This is a genomic window from Streptomyces atriruber (assembly GCF_001418325.1).
Taxonomy (GTDB): domain Bacteria; phylum Actinomycetota; class Actinomycetes; order Streptomycetales; family Streptomycetaceae; genus Streptomyces; species Streptomyces atriruber.
Genome location: NZ_LIPN01000340.1, coordinates 1 through 19,837, shown reverse-complemented (window position 1 = coordinate 19,837; position 19,837 = coordinate 1). Strand labels below are relative to the sequence as shown.

General features: G+C 73.7%; 8 protein-coding genes. 4 read left to right on the top strand and 4 right to left on the bottom strand.

Features of this window, described 5'->3' with window-relative positions; translation table 11 throughout:
- Both AOK03_RS30415 and AOK03_RS30410 read left to right on the top strand, forming a co-directional pair.
- On the top strand, positions 1-253 hold a 253-nt coding region (locus AOK03_RS30415; RefSeq protein WP_055568580.1), incomplete at its 5' end, for a hypothetical protein.
- The gene (locus AOK03_RS30410) at positions 250-852 is read left to right on the top strand and encodes a hypothetical protein (RefSeq protein ID WP_055568579.1); all 603 of its coding nucleotides are present in this window, start codon (positions 250-252) and stop codon (positions 850-852) included. The genes AOK03_RS30415 and AOK03_RS30410, both read left to right, overlap by 4 nt.
- A gap of 103 nt (positions 853-955) precedes the next feature.
- Here AOK03_RS30410 and AOK03_RS41360 read toward each other — a convergent pair whose 3' ends face one another.
- Both AOK03_RS41360 and AOK03_RS30400 read right to left on the bottom strand, forming a co-directional pair.
- Complete coding sequence (locus tag AOK03_RS41360; protein WP_055568578.1) at positions 956-4,726, bottom strand: ABC transporter ATP-binding protein; 3,771 nt, start codon at positions 4,724-4,726, stop codon at positions 956-958.
- A 116-nt stretch (positions 4,727-4,842) separates the two neighbouring features.
- The gene (locus tag AOK03_RS30400; RefSeq protein WP_055568577.1) at positions 4,843-6,210 is read right to left on the bottom strand and encodes an FAD-dependent oxidoreductase; all 1,368 of its coding nucleotides are present in this window, start codon (positions 6,208-6,210) and stop codon (positions 4,843-4,845) included.
- A 261-nt stretch (positions 6,211-6,471) separates the two neighbouring features.
- On the opposite strand from AOK03_RS30400, the gene AOK03_RS30395 reads away from it, so the two are divergent.
- Both AOK03_RS30395 and AOK03_RS30390 read left to right on the top strand, forming a co-directional pair.
- Positions 6,472-8,055, top strand: a complete 1,584-nt coding sequence (locus AOK03_RS30395; RefSeq protein ID WP_055568576.1) for an FMN-binding glutamate synthase family protein — start codon at positions 6,472-6,474, stop codon at positions 8,053-8,055.
- 205 nt (positions 8,056-8,260) lie between these two features.
- Positions 8,261-9,784: a catalase gene (locus AOK03_RS30390; protein WP_055568575.1), complete on the top strand. Its 1,524-nt coding sequence runs from the start codon at positions 8,261-8,263 to the stop codon at positions 9,782-9,784.
- 4 nt (positions 9,785-9,788) lie between these two features.
- Here AOK03_RS30390 and AOK03_RS30385 read toward each other — a convergent pair whose 3' ends face one another.
- Both AOK03_RS30385 and AOK03_RS30380 read right to left on the bottom strand, forming a co-directional pair.
- Positions 9,789-11,210, bottom strand: a complete 1,422-nt coding sequence (locus tag AOK03_RS30385) for an MDR family MFS transporter (RefSeq protein WP_055568574.1) — start codon at positions 11,208-11,210, stop codon at positions 9,789-9,791.
- Positions 11,207-19,837, bottom strand: an 8,631-nt coding sequence (locus tag AOK03_RS30380; protein WP_055568573.1) for a non-ribosomal peptide synthetase, incomplete at its 5' end; no start/stop codon positions are given. The genes AOK03_RS30380 and AOK03_RS30385, both read right to left, overlap by 4 nt.

Genomic DNA, 19,837 nt, shown 5'->3' with positions numbered 1-19,837 from the left:
CGAAGCGGGCGGGGACGAGGCGGCGTTCGGCCACTTCGTGACGGAACTGACCGCCTTCTCCGCGGAGCTCGACGGCTTCGCGGCAGGCGCCGCGGACGCGCGTCCCGCCGACTGGCAGCGCCTGGCCTGGCAGTTCCTGACGGCGTTCGACCGCATCCGGATCTACGGTCAGGCGCTGGCTGTCATCAACATCCTCGGTATGACCCCCAGTGCCGTCGCCGGCGCCGGAAACGGAAGGAGCAACCGGATATGAGCGCCGTCTGCAACAAGATTCTCGCCCTCAGCGAGGAGGGCCTGCGCGACAAGAAGCGCCTCGCGCAGACCGCGGGCACCGAACTGACCGCGGCCGCCAGCGAGTTGTGCCGGGCGCTGGAGCTCGCCGAGCACGGGGACGGTCTGGGCGGTGCCGCGGTGTACGCCGCGGCGGCGCAGGACCGGCTGGGCAACGCCGCCCGGCTGCTGGCCCAGGTGGGCGACATCCTCGCGACGGGCACCCTCACCGAGGAGTCGGCCTCGTGGTACCACAGGCTCGACTACGACCGGCTCTACCGCTCGGGCCTGAGCCTCGGCCAGGTGCCGCACTCCATCGAGCTGTGGCAGGCGTTCGCCCGCCAGGCCGCCAAGGGCGGACCGGTCGGCATCTGCCGCGACATGCGCGGCCGCACCGTCGCCGTGGCCGCTCTCATCGGCAACTGGCTGGAGCGGACCGACGGTCCGGAGTCGGACGGCGCGCTGCTGCGCATCCAGTCCGCGATGGCCGACCTGGCCGCGTACGCCCAGTTCGTGGCCTTCGCCAACAAGGTGGAGCCCCGTGACCCGGCGTGGCTGACGCCGCTGGGCTCGGTCGCGTAGGCGTCCGTACGCAGCAGCAGAACAACGAAGGAGCGCCGGCCCGGGCCGGCGCTCCTTCCGTGTTGCCGCGTTGCCGCTGTGTCGGTCGCTCCCGCCGTTCCCGTCACTGATAGGCGCGGGCCTGGAGCGCGTACATCTGCGCGTAGAGGCCGCGCCGTGCCAGGAGTTCGTCGTGACTGCCCGTCTCCGCGACCCGGCCGTGGTCCAGGACCACGATCAGGTCGGCGCCGCGCACGGTGGAGAAGCGGTGCGAGACCAGCAGCGTGATGGTGCCGGGACGGTCGCCGTTCAGCTGCTCCGCCGCCGACGACGGGTGGCGCGCGGCCTCGATGTGCCGCTCGAAGACGAGGTGTTCGGTCTCCGCGTCCAGTGACGCGGTCGGCTCGTCCAGGATGCGCAGCAGGGGCGCCTGACGCATCAGGGCCCGGGCGACCGCCAGCTTCTGCCACTGGCCCGTCGACAGGTCGACCCCGCGCTCCCAGCGGCTGCCCAGCTGGGTTCCGAGACCGTCCCGCAGCGTGCCGGGCAGCTCGGCGGCGCCGGTGCGGGACAGCGCGCCAAGAGCCGCCTGCCGGTCGGCGATCCGTGGCAGGTCCCCCACGCCGACCGTCTCGTGGACCGTGAACTCGAAGCGTACGAAGTCCTCGAACGCGGCACCGAGCCGCTCGCGCCACGCCGCCGGGTCGAGGGCGTCCAGCCGGACCCCGTCGACCGTGATCCGGCCGAGCGTCGGCTCGTACATCCGGCACAACAGCTTGACCAGCGTGGACTTCCCGGAGCCGTTCTCGCCGACCAGGGCGACCACTCCCCCGGCGGGCAGCCGCAGGTCGACGTCGTGCAGCGCGGTCCGCGCGGTGCCCGGATAGCGGAAGGACAGCCCCTCCACGGCGATGCCCTGCCGCAGCCTCGGCGGCACGCCCGCAAAGGACGTGAGGCTCGCCTGGTCCGCGTACGCCTGCAGCCAGCGCAACCGTTCGGCGTTCTGCAGGAGTTCGACGACGGCGCCCGTGGTCTGCACCAGCCCGACGACGTGGCCGGTGAACCGTCCGGCCAGGACGACCGCGAGCAGCACCGCGCCGAGTCCGGCGCGGCCCGTCACCGCGAGGTACGCGACGAAGGCGACCGCGCCGATCAGACCGAGGGAGTTGAGCAGTCCTGCCACGCCGCCGAGCGCGGTGACCCGCCACTGCGCCCGGGCCTTGACGCGGTCCGCGCGTTGCCGCAACGCGCCGACCCTGGACCGGAGTTGCGGCCCGGCGTCGTAGACGCGCAGCTCCTTGCCCGCCGTCGGCGAGGTGGCGAGGGCCGCCAGGCGAGTGGCCAGCCGGTAGTCGGCCGCCGTGGCCTCCTGGGCACGGGCGGTGACGCCGCGGGCGGATATCTGCAGGCGCATGGCGAGTGCCCCGATGAGCGGCAGCACCAGCAGGGCGGGGTGGACGGCGGCGAGGAGCACGGCGGTCACCAGGAAGCCGCCGAACTGTTCCAGGAGGTTGAGCACCCAGTTGAGCAGGGCTCCCATGGCGAGGGTGCGGTCGCGCAGCAGGTGGAGCCGGTCCTGGAACGCGGGCGACTCCTGGTGGCGCAGTCCGGGAATGCCCGCGGCGAGCCGGGCCAGCAGTCGGTCGAAGGCGAAACCCACCCGTTCGCTGAGCCCGATCCTGGCTCCGAGGGCCGCCAGTTCGACCGCCTCCCACGCGCCGAGGCTCACCACGAGCAGCAGCGCCGCGGGCAGCGTCGTGCCGAGGGACTCCTGCTGTGCGCCCTCGGCCATGGACCGCAGCCACAGGGCCTGCAGGGCCGCGAGTCCGGCCGCCGCGGGCACGAGCAGCATGCCGAGCACGGCGAGCTTCCAGGACTCGCGGAAGGATCCGGCGACCAGGGTGCGCAGGGCGCCGAGCACCGCACGGCCACCGCGCTCGGGCTCGGGGGCCTCTGCCCCGGCCCCGGCGGGCGCCTCCGGCACCGCGTCCCGTGCCGGGCTCGCGGCCCCGGCACCAGCGGCCTCCAGGGCCTCCGCGTTCTCTCCGGCACCGTCCACGAACCGGTCGGCCTGCAGCCGGTACATCCGGGCATACCGGCCGCCCAGCGCCATCAGCGCGTCGTGCGTGCCGCTCTCCACGATGCGGCCGCCGTCCATGACGTGGATGAGATCGGCCTTGCGCACGCCCGAGAAGCGGTGCGAGACCAGGAGCGTGGTGGCGCCCCCGCTCACCGTCAGGAACCGGTCGAAGAAGGCCGCTTCGGCCCGCGCGTCGAGGTGCGCGGTGGGCTCGTCGAGGACGAGCACGGCCCCCGACCGCGCGGCGAGGAGCGCGCGGGCGAGGGCGACCCGCTGCCACTGCCCCGCGGACAGGTCGGCGCCGCCCGCGAACTGCCGGGAGAGCACGGTGTCCCAGCCCGCGCCGAGCGTGCCGAGGAGCCCGGCGCCGTCGGCCAGCTCCAGGGCCCGCTCCAGTTCGCCCGGGTCGCCCGCGAGGTCCGGGGCGCCGATCCCCACGTTGTCGCGCAGCGTCAGCGGATACTTCACGAAGTCCTGGAAGACGACGGAGATGCCCCGGCGCCACCGCCGCACCTCGTGCTCCCGCACGTCCGCGCCGTCCGCGGTGACGCACCCGGCGTCCGGTTCGTAGAGCCGGGCGAGGAGTTTGATCAGTGTCGTCTTGCCGGAGCCGTTCGCCCCGACGAGCGCCACGGACGTGCCGGCCGGGATCTCCAGGTCGAGGCCGCGCAGCACGGGCTTGTCCGTGCCGGGATAGGTGAAGTCCACGGACTCGAAGGCGATGCCCCGGCGAACCTCCGGAAACCCGCCCCCCACGGCTCCGTTCATGTCCGCACTCCTGGCCGTGTTCCCGGCTCCGTTCCGGGACGCCCCCTCCTCGTCACCGGCGGTCCCCCGCGCCTCCAGCGCGGCGAGCGACCGCAGCCCCAGCAGCGCGTCCCGCACCACGTTGTCGGCATCGCCGACCCAGCCGAGTGCGGGTACGGCGAGCGCCGCCTGGGCGCTGATCACCAGCTGGGTGAGTGCCAGGTCGCCGCGCGCGGCGGCGAAGGCCGCGTATCCGAGGACCACCGCCTCCGCGAGGACCACGAACCCCACCGCGCCGCAGGCGCGCCGCGCGGCCGTCCCGCGGGTGGCCCAGACCGTGCTCATGCCCGACTGCCAGACGGCCGTCATCCGCTCGGCGAGCCAGTCGCCGAGCCCGAAGACCCGTGCTTCCTTGGCGGGTTCGGGGTCCACGGCCAGGGAGCGGAGGTATCCCGCCCTTCGGATCACCGCGCTCGCGGCCTGCATGCTGCCGTGCACGCTCCGCGCCAGGCGCTGATAGGAACGGTACGTCAGCACCGCGGCGAGTCCGAGCAGTACCGGGGCCCACCAGCCGAGCGGCGCCAGCAGGACGAGCAGTCCGATCCCTTCGAGCCGGGGACGGACGATCTCGGGGAGCAGGACGGGGAGTTGGTCGGGCCGGGTGTTCGGCTCGGTGACCAGCCGCAGCGTGTCGGCGTAGCCCGGTTCCTCCAGGTGTCCGATGCCGTCCGGACCGGTCCCGGCCGCCATGGCCCGGTCCTCCACCACACTCGCCGCGCGCAGCCGCAGCACCTCCGCGAGCCCGCCCTCCAGGGCGCGCAGTCCCGTGCGCGCGAGGATCAGCGCGCCGAACACGGTGAGTGCGACCAGGACGCGGCGGGCCCCGGCCGACCCGGGGCCCGCCTCGACGGCTCCGGGCAGGTCGCCCACGAGCCACCCGGTGGCGATCACGACGAACGGTCCGGTGAGCGCCCCGCAGACCACGGTCACGGTGAGTGCGACCGTGTGCCGGGGTCCGGCCCGCCACAGCAGCCGCACCGCTGCCGCCCACTCCTGCCACGTACGCATGCCAGCCTCCTCGACCGTGCCCCCTCGTCGGGGGCCCGATGCTCACAGAGGAGACAGGTGGCCGGGTGACGGTCCCGGGCGCGACCGGACACTGCCGGTCGCCGGGCGGAGCGGTGTCAGCTCCTGCGTCGCGTGAGCGCGTGGCGCACGACCTCGGCGAGCACGGCGGGGCGGAACAGCAGCGCGGGCGGGGCCGTCATGTTCAGGACCCGCACGAAGCGCGCCCACACGCCCGGGTCGCGCACGGCGAGCGCGAAGACCTGCTGGTTGTACCAGTGGGCGAAGCGTGCGGGCAGCGGGTGCCTGGTGGGTGCCCACATGAGGTCGGAGCTGGTGGCCATGGTCCACGGGACCTGGATGACGCGGGCGGCGGCGCGCTGGTAGGCGCGGCTGAGCCCGTCGAGCCCACGGCGTTTGTCGAGGCCGCGCAGCAGGCGGCCGAGGAGGTCCGCTTCGAGCGCGGCGACCGTGAGCCCCTGCCCGTACACCGGGTTGAAGACGCAGAGCGCGTCGCCGACCGCGACCAGGCGTTCGGGCCAGTGGGCGTTCTTGTGGTGCAGGCGCCATTCGTTGCCGGGGTTGGTGTAGCGGTGGATCTCTCCTTCGCGGGTGCCGCGCTTGATCTGTTCGGCGAGGCGGGGGTTGCCGAGGCTCTGGGCGAAGTCGAGGTAGCCCTCGTCGTCGGTGGGCGGCACGTGCTCGTCGATGCCGAACAGCGAGCACATCCAGCGGTCGCGCTCCACGGCGAGGACGACTCCGCCGCGCGGCACGTCGGGGGCGAAGGCCATCTGGTAGGCGACGTCGAAGTCCTGCCGGTCCCGCGGCGGACGTACGTAGCACGCGGAGGTGTAGGTGATCTTCGCCTTGATGACGGTCTTGGCGGAGGCGGGCAGCCGCGCTTCGGTGAGCCAGCGGTCGACGGAGGTGGAACGGCCCGAGGCGTCGACGACCAGGTCGGCGGTGACCTCGGTGGTGCCGTCGTCCCCGGTGCGGTACCGGACCCGGTCCAGGCGGCCGGGCGCGCTCGCGGTCACCGTCTCGCACCGGGCCGCCGGGAGCAGCCGCACCGAGGGGATCGCCGACACCCGTTGCCTCAGGCGCCGTTCGAGCTCGTCGCGGGTGAAGGTCTGGATGCGGACGCCGACCGGGTCGGTCGGCGCGTATCCGGTCGGCAGCAGGAAGCTGATCCGCTCGCCGTAGTCGAAGACGGGTGCGCCCTGGTCCGCGAGCTCCGTCCGCAGCCCGGGGAAGAGGTCCTCCAGCACCTCTCCTCCCCGGGCGAGCAGCGCGTGCGCGTGATAGCCCTGCGGGACGTGGGGGTGCACGCCGGTGTCCGGCAGCACCGGGTCGCGCTCCAGGACCAGGACCTCGGCGAAGTGATCGGCCAGGACCCGCGCGGTCACGAGCCCGGCGTATCCCCCTCCGACGACGACGGCCCGCTCCCAGCGGGTGGCGTGCGACGGGCTGTGCTGATTCTCCGGCATGGCCGGGCCCCTCCCTCTCGGCTCGACGTCACACCACTCCACCGTGCGGCGCCCCGGTTCTCAAGACCGCCCGGGGAGCGCACCGGAGCACATTCCCTTCCGTCCCTCACGTCTCACGCCACGGATCTCGGGTACGCGGCGCGGGCCGTCGTCGCCCGTGTGGCGGACCGGCCCACTGTGTGAGCACCGTGGGAGAGGCCCACACCGGCCGGCCGCGAGCCGTCCGGGAGAGCGCACCATGACCGCGGGAGCGAATCGCCCATGAAGCGTCACGCAACGGTGGGGGCGCTGCTGGCCTGCGCGGCGGGCGGTGTGCTGCTCGCCCTGCTGGCTTCCCCCTGGTGGTGGTCGGCCGCGGCGCCTCTCGCGGTCGTGGCGCTGACCGGGGTGTACGACCTCGTCCAGCGGCACCACTCCGTACTGCGGAACTATCCCGTCCTCGGCCATCTGCGCTTCCTCATGGAGGCGCTGCGCCCGGAGCTGCAGCAGTACTTCGTGGAGCGCAACTACGACGGCAGGCCCTTCGACCGCGACACCCGCAGCATCGTCTACGAGCGGGCGAAGGGGGTGGCCGCCGAGGAGCCGTTCGGCAGCGAGCTGGACATGGACCACCGCGGCTACGAGTTCCTCGTGCCGTCCATGGCCCCGGCGCAGGTGCCCGAGGAGCCGCCCCGCGTCCGGGTCGGCGGACCCGACTGCGCGCAGCCGTACGACATGGCCCTCCTCAACGTCTCGGCGATGAGCTTCGGCTCGCTCTCCGCCAACGCGATCCTGGCCCTGAACACCGGGGCGGCACGGGGCGGGTTCGCGCACGACACCGGTGAGGGCGGCCTGTCCGACCACCATCTGCGGCCCGGCGGCGACCTCGTGTGGGAGCTCGGGACCGGCTACTTCGGCTGCCGCACCCGGGACGGCGATTTCGACCCCCGGCAGTTCGCCGAGAAGGCCGCCCATCCCGCCGTGCGCTGTGTGTCGCTGAAGCTGTCGCAGGGGGCGAAGCCGGGGATCGGCGGCGTCCTGCCCGGCAGCAAGGTCAACGCCGAGATCGCCGCGGTACGCGGTGTTCCGCAGGGTGAGACCGTCGTCTCGCCGCCGTACCACCGGGTCTTCGCCACGCCCCGCGAGCTCGTCCGGTTCCTGGCCCGGCTGCGGGAGCTGGCGCACGGCAAGCCGGTCGGCTTCAAGCTGTGCCCCGGGTCCCGGGCGCAGTTCCTCGCCGTCTGCAAGGCGATGGCGGCGGAGGGGATCACCCCGGACTTCATCGTGGTCGACGGCGCGGAGGGCGGCACGGGCGCGGCGCCGATGGAATTCGCCGACCATCTCGGCATGCCGCTCACCGACGGCCTCATCACCGTGCACAGCGCGCTGACGGGCGCGGGGCTGCGGGACCGCATCCGCATCGGCGCCAGCGGCAAGGTGGCGACGGGCTCGGACATCGTCAAGCGCCTCGTCATGGGCGCCGACTACACCAACGCGGCCCGCGCGATGATGTTCGCCGTCGGCTGCATCCAGGCCCAGCGCTGTCACACCAACCGCTGCCCGACCGGCGTCACCACGCAGGACCCGCACCGTGCCCGGGCCCTCGACGTCGTGGACAAGGCCGCACGCGTCACGCGGTACCAGCAGGCCACGGTCGAGAGCGCGCTGCAGATCATGGCCGCGATGGGCGTGCGCCGCGCCGCGGACCTGGGCCCGCATCTGCTGCGGCGGCGCGAGGACCTCGGCAGGTTCCGGTCGTATGCCGAGCTGTACGAGTGGCTCTCCCCCGGCGAGCTGCTCGCCGCGCCGCCCGAGAGCTGGGCGGCCGACTGGGCGGCGGCGGATCCGGACAGCTTCACCCCGTGACGGCCGGAGCCACCGGGTTTGGATCATCTGCCGGGTTTGGATCATCTGCGACCGGAAACAGGAGGGTCGCCATGTATTGCCCACGCCATGTCGGGCACCCGGACCGTGCACGGCGACGAACAATTAGCCGCATTCGAGAAAAAGCCGCAAGATGGCCTTAATGCCTCAAACCGGAACGCCACCAACCGAAAGGCACCCGTAGCTCATGAACGACGTCACAGGCAAGGCGACCACCACCGACGCCGGCGTTCCGGTCGAGAGCGACGAACACTCGCTCACCGTTGGCGCCGGTGGCCCGATCCTCCTCCAGGACTCGTATCTGATCGAACAGATGGCGCAATTCAACCGGGAGCGGATTCCCGAGCGGCAGCCGCACGCCAAGGGCAGCGGCGCCTTCGGCCACTTCGAGGTCACCGCGGACGTCAGCCGCTACACGAAGGCGGCCCTCTTCCAGCCCGGCACCCGGACCGATCTCGTCGCCCGCTTCTCGACCGTGGCGGGCGAGCGCGGGAGCCCGGACACCTGGCGCGACCCGCGCGGCTTCGCGGTGAAGTTCTACACCAGCGAGGGCAACTACGACATGGTCGGGAACAACACCCCGGTCTTCTTCGTGAAGGACCCGATGAAGTTCCAGCACTTCATCCGGTCGCAGAAGCGCCGCGCGGACAACAACCTGCGCGACCACGACATGCAGTGGGACTTCTGGACCCTCTCCCCCGAGTCCGCCCACCAGGTCACCTGGCTGATGGGCGACCGGGGCATTCCGCGCACCTGGCGCCACATGAACGGCTACACCTCGCACACCTACATGTGGATCAACGCACAGGGCGAGCGGTTCTGGGTGAAGTACCACTTCAAGACCGACCAGGGCGTCCAGTGCTTCACCCAGGACGAGGGCGACCAGATGGCCGCGGCCGACACGGATTACCACACCCGGGATCTGTTCGAGCACATCCGGGACGGCGAGTACCCCAGCTGGACCCTGTACGTGCAGGTCATGCCGTACGACGACGCCGCGACCTACCGCTTCAACCCCTTCGACCTGACCAAGGTGTGGCCGCACGGCGACTACCCGCTGGTCGAGGTCGGCAGGATGACCCTGGACCGCAACCCCACGGACAACCACGCCGAGATCGAGCAGGCCGCGTTCCAGCCCAACAACCTGGTCCCCGGCATCGGCCCGAGCCCCGACCGCATGCTGCTGGGCAGGCTGTTCTCCTACGCCGACGCGCACCGCCACCGGATCGGCGGCAACTATCAGCAGCTGCCGGTCAACGCCCCCGTCGCGCCACTGCGCACCTACTCCAAGGACGGGGCCATGGCCTTCCGCAAGACGGAGGATCCGGTCTACGCGCCGAACTCCAAGGGCGGCCCGGCCGCCGACACGGACCGCTACGGCTCCCCGCCCAGCTGGTACGCGGACGGCGACATCACCCGCACCGCCTACGTCGACCACGCGGAGGACGACGACTGGGGTCAGGCGGGCACCATGGTGCGCGAGGTGCTCGACGACGCCCAGCGCGACCGCCTCGTGGACAACGTCGTCGGGCACCTGCTCAACGGCGTGACGGAACCCGTGCTCGCCAGGGCCTTCACCTACTGGTCGAACATCGACAAGTCGATCGGCGAGCGCATCGAGCAGGGCGTGCGCGCCAAGGCCGGCGAGAAGGACCCGAAGGCCGCGGAGCAGGCCAACCCGGCGCGCAGCAGCATGCAGGACAAGGCCTGACCGTTCACTTCCCGGGCTGGGTCCTCGGCAGCCTCGTCGCCCCCGCGGCCGCGAGCAGACAGAAGCCGAGGACCCACCAGAAGGTGTCGGCGAACGCCGCGGAGACGTCCGTCCCCCGGGCCGGGAGCCGGTTCTCCAGGACCACCGCGAGAGCGGCCGTGCCGACCGAACCGCCCACGGTGTTGAGCAGGTTGAGCGCCCCCGACGCGCGCGGCAGGTGTTCGGGCTCGATGCGGCTGTAGACGATGTTCATCACGGGCGCGCCGATCATCGCCATCCCGATGCCGCGGACCGCGAGCGCCGCGATGATCACCGCGTCCGGCGGTTCGTGGCCGAGCTGGGTGAACGGGACCGTGCCCGCGAGGATCAGCACGATGCCCGCGACCACCAGGGTCCGGGGCGCGACCTTGTCGATGGTGCGGTTGACCAGCACCGACCCGGCCGCCGCGCCGAGGCCCTGGGGGGCGAGCAGCAGCCCGGCCTCCCATGCCGAGAGGCCGCGGCCGGTCTGGAAGTACAGCGGCAGCAGGAACGTCGTGCCGAAGACCGAAGCTCCGAGGACGAGCAGCGCGAGCGCCGCGGCCCCGAAGGGCGGCCGGGTGAACAGCCGGGGGTCGACCAGCGGGGTGCCGCGGGTGCGCAGCCCGTGCACGGTGAAGCCCGCCAGCATCGCGAGACCTGCCGTCACGCCGAGCGCCGCGGGCAGGGTGCGGCCGTGGGCGACCTCGGTGAGCCCGTACACCAGCACGGCGAGTCCGGGCGAGAGCAGTACGGCCCCCCGCAGGTCGAAGGCCGTGCGCCGGGTGGACGGCGGCACCGCGGGCACGTAGCGGCGGGCGAGCAGCGCCGCGACCGCGCCGATCGGCAGGTTGACCAGGAACAGCCACGGCCAGGACGCGACGCTGAGGATGGTGCCGCCGAGCAGCGGGCCGAACACCGGTGACAGCAGCGGGACGACGGCGACGACGCTGATCACCCGGCCGGTGCGGTGGCGTCCCGCGATGCGGGCGAGCAGTGCCTGCCCGGTCGCGGGCAGCAGCCCGCCGCCGAGTCCCTGGATGACCCGGAACACGATGAGGCTGGTCGCCGACCAGGCCAGCGCGCACAGGACCGAGCCGACCAGGAACACGCCCACGGCGGCGAGCCAGGTCCGTCGGCCGCCGAAGCGGTCGGCCAGCCAGCCGGACGCGGGGACGGCCGCGACGACGGCCAGCAGATAGGCGGTGCTGACCCACTGGATGTCGGCGACGGACGCGTCGAACTCCCCGGCGAGGCGGTCGATGCCGACGCTGACGATCGTGGCGTCCAGCGTGGCCATGAAGGTGCCGAGGACGAGGATGAACGCGATGCGCAACAGCTGTCCGTCCACCGGGTCCGCCGGTGGCGGGGCGGCCTCGGTCGCCGGTCCTCCGGGAGCGCTTGTCATCGGCCCTCCAGGAGATCGCGGACGTCGTGGTCGAGGTGCTCGTCCAGGGTGCGGAGCAGGTCGAGGAGTTCGTCGGCGAGGCCGTCGACGCACACCCCGGCGCGGTGCGCGAGCACACCGGTCCAGCCGTCGCCGTCCGGCATGACCGTCAGGGTCACCGGGTGGTGCGTCGACTCGCGGAAACGGGTGCCGACGACCGTGAGCCCGGGGGCCGGTTCGCGCAGGCGGTCCGGGTCGACGGGATAGTTCTCGAAGACCACCAGGCTGTCGAAGAGCCTGCGCCGCCCGGTCGCCCTTTCCAGGTCGGAGAGGGCGACGTGGTGGTGCTCGACCAGCGCCCGCTGCCCGGCCTGCAGTGCTGCGAGCGTCTCGGCGAGTGTGCCCGTGAGCCGTGCGCGTACTGGAACCGTGTTGGCGAGCAGGCCGACGATCTCCTCGACCCCCGCCAGCTCCGGTGGACGGCAGGCGACCATGGCGCCGAAGCAGACGTCCGCGCGCCCGGAGCGCCGCGCGAGCAGCACCGACCACGCGCCCTGCACCAGCGTGTTGCGGGTCAGGCCGCGGCGCGCGGCGAGCCGGGTGAGACCGGCCACCAGCTCCGCGTCGAACGTGATGAGCGCGGGTTCCTGCCAAGCCGGGCCGGGTTCGCCGCCGCCCAGGTGGTCGCCCTCGGGCAGGCCGTCCAGCTCGGTGGCCCAGACGTCGAGGTCCGGCTCGTGGTCGGCGCGCCAGCGCAGATAGTCGCCGAACGGGACGGGTGCGGGCAGGTCCGGGGCGACGCCGCGGGTGCGGGCCGTGTAGAGGTCGAACAGTTCGGTGAGGATGCGCGGGGCCGACCAGCCGTCGGAGAGCACGTGGTGGCTGGTCATGACCAGATGGGACAGATCGGCGCCGTCGCGGATGACGGTCAGGCGCAGCAGCGGTCCCTGGGCGAGGTCGAACGGCTCGGCCAGGTCGGCCGCGAGAGCCTCCTCCGGCGCCCCGTCGACCACCCGGAAGTCCGGCCGGGGCGACTTGGGGAGCACCGCCAGGTCGGCGGGGAACACGGCGCCGAGGTTCGGGTGCCGGGCCATCAGGTCGGCGCCCGCGGCGCGCAAGGCGTCGGTGTCGAGCGGTCCTTCGAGGGAGAACGTCGACTGCACGGTGTACGGGTCGGGGCGTTCGGTGCGCGAGTGGCGCAGCATGACCTCCTGCAGCGGGGTCAACGGCTGGATCTCGGCGACCGGCCGGCCGCTGTCGAGCGCGCTGATCTCCGGCGACGCGGCGAGCTGCAGCAGCGCGGTGCGCAGGCACTCGGCCAGCTCCGCCGCCTCGGCGGCGGTGAACAGGGCGGCGGGCCAGGTGATCCGGACGCCCAGCGCGTCCTCGCGCACCAGGGCGTTGACCATCAGGCTGTGCGGCAGGGGCAGGGCGTCGGTGCCGCCCGAGCCGAGCGGGTCCGCATCCGGGGACGGCTGCCAGGGCGTCTCGTCGGTGGGCGCGCCGGGGAACTGACCGAGGTAGTTCCAGGCGATCTCCGGTGCCACGCGGTCGAGGAGACCCGCGGAGGTGAGGATGCCGTGTCCGAGGCCGTCGCCCTGGGCGCGCAGCCGCTCCCTGACCGCCCGCACGTCGTCGCCCGCGTCGAGTCGCACGGGGTGGACGGCGGTGAACCAGCCGACGGTCTGGGAGAGGTCGACGTGCTGCGGGCGGCCGTGGCTCTCCAGCGCGACCAGCACCTCCTTTGCCCCGCGCCAGGCGTGTACGGCCCGCGCCAGCGCCGTGAGCAGCACGGCGTCCGGTGTGCTGCGGTAGGCGGCGGGCAGGGTCGTGATCAGGGCGCGGGTCGTGTCGGGGTCGAGGGTGAGCTCGTGGTGCCGCGCGGTGGCCACGGTGTCCCGGGCCGGGTCGAGCGGTTCGGTGAGTGCCGGGGTGGCGGTGGCCGTCCGCTGCCAGTGCGGGAGTTCGGCCCGCCGGTCGGCCTCGCGCAGCGACTGCGCCCAGCCGAGGAAGGACAGTCCGTGCCGGGCCAGCTCGCCGCCGGAGTGGGCGTGGGCCACGTCGTCGAGCAGGATGCGCCAGGAGACGCCGTCGACGACCAGGTGGTGGGCGATCAGGACGAGCCTGCCGGGCCGTTCGGGCCCTGCGTCCACCCACACGGCGCGCAGCAGCGGGCCGGTGCGCGGGTCCATGGCGTCACGGATCCCGGCGACCAGGGAGTCGATCAGGGCCCGCAGGTCGTCGTCCACCGCGCGGACGACGGTCAGGACGTCCGCGCCGGTCACCGCGCCGACCGGCGGGATGTGCAGCACGTCGTCGCCGAGGCGGGCGCGCAGCGCGTCGTGCCGGGCGAGGAGCGCGTCGAGGACGGCCTGCCAGGCCGACGCGTCGCCGCCCGGCGGGACGCAGATCTCCACCCACTGGCAGAAGCCGTCGGCGGCCGTGCCCGAGCGGCGCAGCAGGTCGCGCATGACCGGGGTCAGCGGCGCGTCGCCGGTCGCGGGTGCCTCGTCGCCGCCGAGGGCGCGGGCGCGTGCCGCGATGCCCGCGACCGTCGCTCCCTCGAAGACGTCCCGCGCGGTCAGGCCGAGTCCCTGGCGCCGGGCCCGGGAGACCACCTGCAGCGACACGATGCTGTCGCCGCCGATGGCGAAGAAGTCGTCGTCGGGGCCGATGGCTTCGGTGCCGAGGACGTCACGGAGGACGCCCAGGAGCACCGCCTCGGCCTCGGACGCGGGGGCGCGGAGCGCCGCGGTCACCGTCTCGGGTGCGGGCAGCGCGGTGGGGTCGAGCTTGCCGCTGGGGCTCAGCGGCAGCCGGTCGATGGGCACGAGCGCGGTCGGCACCATGTGGTCGGGCAGCTCCCGGGCCAGGAACTCCCGTACGCGCGTGGTGTCCAGATCGGCGTCGTCGGTCGGGATGACGTAGCCGACGAGGCGGCCGTCGCGCACGATCACGGCGCAGGCGCGGACGTCGGGGTGGCCGGTCAGGGTGGACTCGATCTCGCCGAGCTCGACCCGGAAGCCGCGGACCTTGACCTGGTGGTCGACGCGGCCGAGGAACACCAACTGGCCGTCGGGGCGCCACCGCACGAGGTCGCCGGTGCGGTACATGCGCTCGCCGGGCGGGCCGAACGGGTCGGCGACGAACCGCTCGGAGGTGAGTCCGGGGCGGCCCAGATAGCCGCGGGCCAGGCTCGGTCCGCCGAGGTACAGCTCGCCGGTCACGCCGACGCCGGTCGGCTGGAGCCCGCCGTCGAGGACGTAGGCCCGGACGTTCGGGTCGGGCAGGCCGATCGGCAGCGGCCCTTCGTCGTCCGGGTCGTAGTGCCAGGTCACGGAGTTGATGGTGACCTCGGTCGGACCGTAGGCGTTGAAGAGCGCCCGGCGGCCCCGGCCCCAGCGCCGCGCCAGTTCCGGGTCGAGACGCTCGGCGCCGACGACGAAGAACACGTCGGGGTGGACGGTGCGGTCGTCGGGCATCGCGGCGAGGAACGACGGCAGCAGGTTCACGCCCGTCACCCGGTGTTCGACGATGTAGTCGAGCAGTTCGTCGCCGGGGACGCGCACCTCCTCGGGGGCGATCACGGACGTGCCGCCGGACAGCAGCGGCACCATGGTCTGCCAGAACGCGACGTCGAAGCCGGTCGACGCGAAGTGCAGATAGCGGTCGTGCTCGGTGACGCCGACGACCTCCTCCTGCAGCGCGATCAGGTCGGGCACGCCCCGGTGGGTCACGCCGACGCCCTTGGGGCGGCCGGTGGTTCCCGATGTGTAGATGACGTACGCGAGGGCGTCCTCGGTGAGCCGGGCGCGGGCCTCGACCGGATCGGTGTCCGGCGCGGCGGCCAGCGTGTCCGGGTCGTCGAGGCGCAGGACGGGGATGTCGCGGTCGACGGGCAGGTCGGCGCCGGTGGACACGACGGCGGACGGAACGATGTCGTCGAACATGTACGCGAGCCGCTCGCGCGGGTAGCCCGTGTCCATCGGCACGTACACCGCGCCCGCCTTGGCCACTCCGAAGAGCGCCACGGTCATCTCGATGTCGCGTCCGAGCAGCACCGCGACCGGGTCCTGCGGCCGGACCCCGCGCGCGATCAGCGCCTGGGCGAGGCGGTTGGCCGCGCGGTCGAGCTCGGCGTAGCCGAGGCTGCGGTCGCGGCAGACCAGGGCCTCTGCGTCGGGCTTGCGGCGCACCCAGGCGGCGAACTCGTCCAGCCAGTGGCCGCGGGCCTTGGCGGGGACGATCTCGGTGCCGGTGCGCAGGATCCGCTCGCGCTCGTCGGGGTCGAGCGCGGGTAGCCCCAGCGCGGGACGCGCCGGGTCGGCGACGATCTCCTTCAGGAGGTTGTGCAGCCAACGGCCGTAGTCGCGCACGGTGTTCTCGTCGAAGGCGCGCGGCTGGTAGCCGAGACCGATGGTGATCTCTTCGTCGGGGATGACGATGACGGTGAGCGCGTAGTGCGTGGCGTCGGTGATGTCCACGCCGGTCAGGTCGAGTCCGGGGGCGAGCGGGGTGCGCTTCCTGCTGGACAGCGGGAAGTTCTCCATCACCAGCATGGTGTCGAAGAGTTCGCCGACGCCGACCGCCCGCTGGATCCCGGGCAGGCCGACGTGGTGGTGCTCGGCGAGCGCGACGCTCTCGGCGTGCACCTGGGCCATGAGGTCGCGTGCGGTCTGGTCCTGGGTGTGCCGCACGCGCACCGGGATGGTGGTGCCGAGCTGGCCGATCATCGACTCCACGCCGTCGACCTCGGCGGGCCGCCCTGACACGGGGCAGCCGAACACGACGTCGCGGCGCCCGGTGAGCTTGCCGAGGAGCAGGCCCCACGCGGTCTGCAGGACCGTGGTCAGGGTGACGCCCTGTTCGCGGGCGAACCCGCGGAGCCGGTCGCTGAACTCGCGGCCCAGGGTGACGGTTTCGCGTCCCGGCCGCTCGACACCCGTCCCGGTGCTCGCCGGAGCGAGGCGCGTGGCGTCGTCGACACCGGCGAGCGCGTCCCGCCAGGCGCCGACCGAGGCCTCGTGGTCACGGTCCGCGAGCCACCGGAAGTACTCCGACAGCGGCGGGGCGACGGGCGCGGCGGGGCCGCCGCCCAGCTCGGCGTAGAGGGCGAGGAGGGTGCGGCCGACGAGCGGCATCGACCAGCCGTCGAGCAGCGCGTGGTGGTTCGTGATCACCAGCTTGTGCTCGTCGGGTCCGACGCGGGACAACAGGAACCGGATCAGCGGCGGCCGGGCCGGGTCGAAGGGGCGCTCCAGATCGGCGCGGGCGGCCTCGGGGAACCGGTCGTCCTCGCGCCAGTCCAGGGCCACGTCGGCGGGGATCACCTGCACCACGTCGTCGCCCGCCGTGCCGAGGTACACGCGCAACGCGGGGTGGCGGCGCAGCAGTTCGCGGGCGGCCTCGGCCATCCGCTCCGGGCGCACCTCGCCGACCAGCGTCGTCACGGCCTGCACGACATAGACGTCGGCGTCCTGGTCGTCGCGTAGCAGGGTGTGGAAGGAGAGGCCGACCTGCAGCGGCGTGGCGGGCAGCACGTCGGCGATGCGGCCGGTGCGTTCGAGGGCCTCGATGGCGCCCTGGTCCAGGTCGACGAGCGGCAGGTCCGACGGGGTGAGCCCGCCGGAGGTGTGGCGCGCGTGCTCGGCCAGCGCGTCCAGCGCGGCGGACCAGGCGTGCTGCAGCCCCGCGACCGCCTCGCTGTCGAGCACCTCGGACGCGGCCGTCCACTCGACGGCGAGCCGGGGCGCGCCCTCCTCGTGGACGAAGCAGTTGAGGGCGAGGACCTGTTCGAGCGCCTTGGCGCCGGGTTCGAGCACGGAGAAGGCGTCGCGCTCGGGCAGGCGCCATCCGGTGCCGGGGAGCGAGGCGAAGCGGCCGAGGTAGTTCAGCAGGACGTCCGGCGGCGGGGTGGCGGCGAGTTCGGCGCCCGCCTCCGGGTCGAGGTGGCGCAGCACGCCGTATCCGACACCGCCGTCGGGGACGCCGCGCCTGGCCTCCTTGGCCGCGCGCAGCACCTGTCCCACGCCGTCGGCCACGGGGACGCGGACCGGGTACTCGCTGGTGAACCAGCCGACCGTGCGGGACAGGTCGAGGTGTTCGCGGCCGTGGCCCTCCATCGTGACGGTCACCGCGTCGTCCGCCGGGCGCCAGGCGCGCAGGGCGAGCACCAGCGCGGCGAGCAGCACCTCGTCGACACCGGCGCGGTAGGCCGCGGGCAGCGTGGTCAGCAGCGCCTCGGTGATCTCGGGCGAGGCCACGGTGACGGACCGGCGGGCGGTCGAGACCGTGTCCAGCCGCTGGTCGAGGGGGCGAGCGCCGAGCCGGGTCGCGGAGCCGAGCGCGGTGCGCCAGTGGTCGAGTTCGCCGCGGCGGGCACCGGACACGCCCTGTTCCGCGAGGAGCGTCGCGTGGCGCCGCCAGGACGTCCCGGCCGGTTCGAGGGCCGCGCCCGTGCAGGCCGCGTACAGGTCGGGCAGGAGGATGCGCCAGGACACGCCGTCCATGGCGAGGTGGTGCACCACGATGACGAGCCGGTCCGACGTGCCGTCGCCGGTACGGAGCAGGGCGGCCCGCACCAAGTCGCCCGAGCGCGGGTCGAGTTGTCCGGCGAGCCGTTCGGCGAGCGCGGTCACGTCCTCGCCGTGGGCCTCGTCGACGACGGCTCGTACCGCGCCACGGGGCAGCACCTCCAGGCCGTCGTCCGCGCGCAGCCGCAGCGCGTCGTGGTGGTCGAGCACCGCCTGGACGCCCGCGACCAGGTCGCCGTGGGCGACTGCGTCGACGTGCAGCGCGGTCCACTGGGCGTACCCGGCGACGATGTCCACGTCCGGGTGCGGGTCGAGGAGGCCGTGCACGATCGGCGGGGCGGGCACGGGTCCGGTCGGCTCGTCCGCCGGTCCTGTGACGTCCTGCACGAGGGTGGCGGAGGCGGCGAGCGCGGCGAAGCTGCGGCGGGCGAGGAGGTCCCGCGGCCGCAGTTCGAGGCCCTTGGCCCGCAGGCGGCTGCTGATGGTGATCGCGGTGATGCTGTCTCCGCCGAGGGAGAAGAAGTCGTCGTCGACACCGACCCGTTCGGTCTCGAACACGTCGGCGAGGACGGCGCACAGCAGCCGCTCCCGCTCCGTGGCCGGGGCACGGCCGCCGCCGGAAGAGGCGGGCGCGGGCAGGGCGGCACGGTCGAGCTTGCCGTTGGTCGTGACGGGCAGCTCGTCGAGGACCACCACGGCCGCGGGCACCATGTGCTCGGGCAGCCGCGCGGCCAGCTCGCCGCGCACCTCCTCACCGGTGACGGACGTCGCCACGACGTAGCCGACGAGCCGGTTCGACCGCACGGTGGCGGCCGCCGCGGTGACTCCGGGCACCGCGCCGAGCGCGGCCTCGACCTCGCCCGTCTCCACGCGGTGGCCGCGGATCTTGACCTGTCCGTCGCCGCGGCCCAGGTACTCCAGGCCTCGCCCCGGCACCCACCGGGCCAGGTCGCCGGTCCGGTACATGCGCCGGCCCACCGGGCCGAAGGGGTCGGCGACGAACCGGTCGGCGGTCGCCCCCGGCCTGCCGAGGTAGCCGCGGGCCAGGTGCGGTCCCGCCAGGTACAGCTCGCCCGTCCTGCCGTGCGGCACGGGCTGCAGCGCGCTGTCCAGGACGTAGATGCGGGTGCCCGCGAGCGGGTGGCCGATCGTCGGCTCGCCGCCGTCGATCCGGGCGGTGGTGGCGTCCACGGTGGCCTCGGTCGGGCCGTACATGTTGCGTGCGGTGATGCCGGATGCGGCGACGCGCCGCCACAGGGCGGGCGGGGTGGCCTCGCCGCCGAGGACGAGGAGCGTCGGCCTGCGGTCGAGGAGGCCGCCGTCGACGAGCGGCGCGGCCATCGACGGGGTGGTGTCGACGATGTCGATGGCGTCGCGGGCGTACGCGTCGAGCAGGGCGTCGGCGTCGCGGGCGGTCTCGGTGTCGTAGACGTGCAGTCGGTGCCCGCACAGCAGCCAGATCAGATGGTCGAACGCGGAGTCGAAGGCGAACGAATAGGTGTGGGAGACGTGCAGCCGTCGGCCCGCGGCGCCCTCGGCCTCCGCGACGACCGTCGTGCGCTGGTGGTGCAGGAGCGCGGCCAGGCCGCCGGTCCGGCCGAGCACGCCCTTGGGACGGCCGGTCGATCCGGAGGTGTGGATCACGTAGGCGAGGTGCTCGGGGTGGCGGGGCGCGGCCAGTTCGTCGGTGGTCAGGGGGGCGCCGGACAGCGCGGCGGCCTCGTCGAGCAGCGTGCTCCACGGCACTCCGTCGACCTCGTCGGCGGCGGTGAGCACCAGCGCGGGGCGGGTGTCGTCGATGAGTCCGCGCAGCCGCTCGGGCGGATGGGCGGTGTCCAGGGGCAGGAAGGCCGCGCCCGCGTCGAGTACGGCGAGGAGGGCGACCACCGAGTCGGCCGAGCGGGGCAGCGCCAGCGCCACGACGTCGTCGGTGCCGATGCCGCGGGCCCGCAGGGCGCGGGCGACGCGGTGCACCCGGTCGGCCAGGTCCGCCGCGGACAGCCGGTCGTCGCCGCAGACCAGGGCCGTGTGCCCGGGGTCGGCGGCGACCATCGCGTCGAACGCGGTCGGCACGTCGACCGGTGCGCCGGGCAGGGCGGGCGGGCACCAGGACGC

What these genes read in the sequence shown, in the direction of transcription:
- AOK03_RS30395 (WP_055568576.1), top strand. Translation starts at nt 6,472, where the DNA reads ATGAAGCGTCACGCAACGGTGGGGGCGCTGCTGGCCTGCGCGGCGGGC.
- AOK03_RS30410 (WP_055568579.1), top strand. Translation starts at nt 250, where the DNA reads ATGAGCGCCGTCTGCAACAAGATTCTCGCCCTCAGCGAGGAGGGCCTG.
- AOK03_RS30385 (WP_055568574.1), bottom strand. Translation starts at nt 11,210, where the DNA reads ATGACAAGCGCTCCCGGAGGACCGGCGACCGAGGCCGCCCCGCCACCG.
- AOK03_RS30390 (WP_055568575.1), top strand. Translation starts at nt 8,261, where the DNA reads ATGAACGACGTCACAGGCAAGGCGACCACCACCGACGCCGGCGTTCCG.
- AOK03_RS30400 (WP_055568577.1), bottom strand. Translation starts at nt 6,210, where the DNA reads ATGCCGGAGAATCAGCACAGCCCGTCGCACGCCACCCGCTGGGAGCGG.
- AOK03_RS41360 (WP_055568578.1), bottom strand. Translation starts at nt 4,726, where the DNA reads ATGCGTACGTGGCAGGAGTGGGCGGCAGCGGTGCGGCTGCTGTGGCGG.